This window comes from Salipiger sp. HF18 (genome assembly GCF_011806505.1).
GTDB lineage: Bacteria > Pseudomonadota > Alphaproteobacteria > Rhodobacterales > Rhodobacteraceae > Salipiger > Salipiger thiooxidans.
This window is the reverse complement of the sequence record NZ_JAATOS010000722.1, coordinates 1-1,529: the sequence shown is the minus strand read 5'-3', so window position 1 is coordinate 1,529 and position 1,529 is coordinate 1. Positions and strand designations below refer to the sequence as shown.

Below are 1,529 nucleotides of genomic sequence, written 5' to 3'. Positions count from 1 at the left end.
CGCTGCGATAGTTGATGTCTCCGCGCTTCGCGCCTTTGCTATCCCAGCCTTCGTCGTAGCAAGCGTCAGCCCACTCAAAGCGAGTGTCATCTGTCTTGAAAAGCCCTGATGGGTTTCTACGCCCACGTGTGTCGGTTAGCTCTGCCTATGCGTGATGATTTACGTGTCGATCAGCACCCACACGGATCACGTCGAGAAGGCCGGCGGCGATGGCGCGGCGGATCGTCTTCTCGGACACTTTGTCTTCGAGCGCGACCTCCTTCACCGTTTTGAGGCGCACAGGTTGCTGGGTCTTACTGGTCGGGGGCATTGGGACTGGTCTCCTCGGAGTCGTAAGGGGATACATCCGCATCCAACGCCGCCGCCTCGCCAAGAAGGCGGGCAAGTGCGAGCGCAACATCCTTGATGCGATCGAGCTCTGCTGGAGGCTGGTGGGGGCTGTCGGGCGCGGAGGTCATGGGGTGACCTTGCCCGAGCACGCCAGGACACGTCGAAGTGCACTGGTTCGCTATTTTTGGGTGCCGACCTCTGGTTCGGATGCTCGAATGACGTCGAGGTCCTGCTCGTCCTCCATGCGCCTGGCGTGCTCGATACTCTTGCGCAACGTCCTTCCGGCGAAGCCGGCGCCGTCTTCGGTCACCATGACAACGACGCAGCATATGAAATCGACGAAGGGTCCGTAGATCTGGCCCTCCACGGCTTTGGTCGCATCGGTGCTGAAACTCGCCTTGCGCCCGGCTTGCTTCCAGATCCGCGCGCACTCGGCGACGACGTCATTGCGGCGCCGGTCAACTACGGTGCGCATATCCTTTGGCGACAGGTCGTACGCAGCGCCGGGTACCTTCGCGATCGACTTGAGGAGGCCAATCACCTCGGCAGGGTCGGGTACGGGGGCTTGCAAGAGCTCTTTGGCCTGGTCCAGCTCCGGGCGGCTGGCCGGCAATGTGCCAAAGCGGCTCTCGAGTACCTGGAGCCCCTCGCGAAGAACCTTGATGGGGTCGTCGCACGCTTTGGCGAACCGAAGCGTGTTCCTGAGCTTGGTACCACCCTGTTTGCTCGCCTTGCTACGCACGACGTCGATGAAATTGGCGTAGGTGTCTCGGTCCAGGCAGTAACCGATCTGCCGCGATAACTCGACGACGAGCGGGGCCTCCAGATCGAAGCGTTCCTTGATCTCCCGCATTTGTGCCACGTCGAGCGCTCCGTCGTCGCCGTAATCCGCAATCTTCCAAGCCTTCGCTCGGGCAACCCCATCGAAATGAAGATAGAGCGTGTCGTCGGCGAACTCAGCGTTGGGAGGCTCGTCGGGCTGCAGGCGGGGAGGTAGCTCGCGTCGGGTCATATGGCCTCATCGTGGTTCGCTTCAGGATGCTTGAATGAGAACATAACGTGATCAACGCCTCGGCGGAACGGAGATTGGTATCTACAGCGGAGGCGAAAGACGTCTGAGACAGGCTCTGCGCGCTTCCAAATATTTGGGTCGCGCCATCTGGCGACCCCTCTCGGCAGCATCCTGCGGATGCGCCTGC

The 1,529-nt window shown here is 61.2% G+C and carries 2 protein-coding genes; both read right to left on the bottom strand.

From position 1 onward, the window contains the following. Positions 1 to 145 precede the first annotated feature (145 nt). Positions 146 to 310, bottom strand: coding sequence for a helix-turn-helix domain-containing protein (locus HC022_RS26285; protein WP_167454345.1), 165 nt, complete (start codon positions 308 to 310; stop codon positions 146 to 148). A gap of 198 nt (positions 311 to 508) precedes the next feature. Then, the gene (locus HC022_RS26280) at positions 509 to 1,342 is read right to left on the bottom strand and encodes a hypothetical protein (RefSeq protein ID WP_167454344.1); all 834 of its coding nucleotides are present in this window, start codon (positions 1,340 to 1,342) and stop codon (positions 509 to 511) included. Positions 1,343 to 1,529 lie beyond the last annotated feature (187 nt).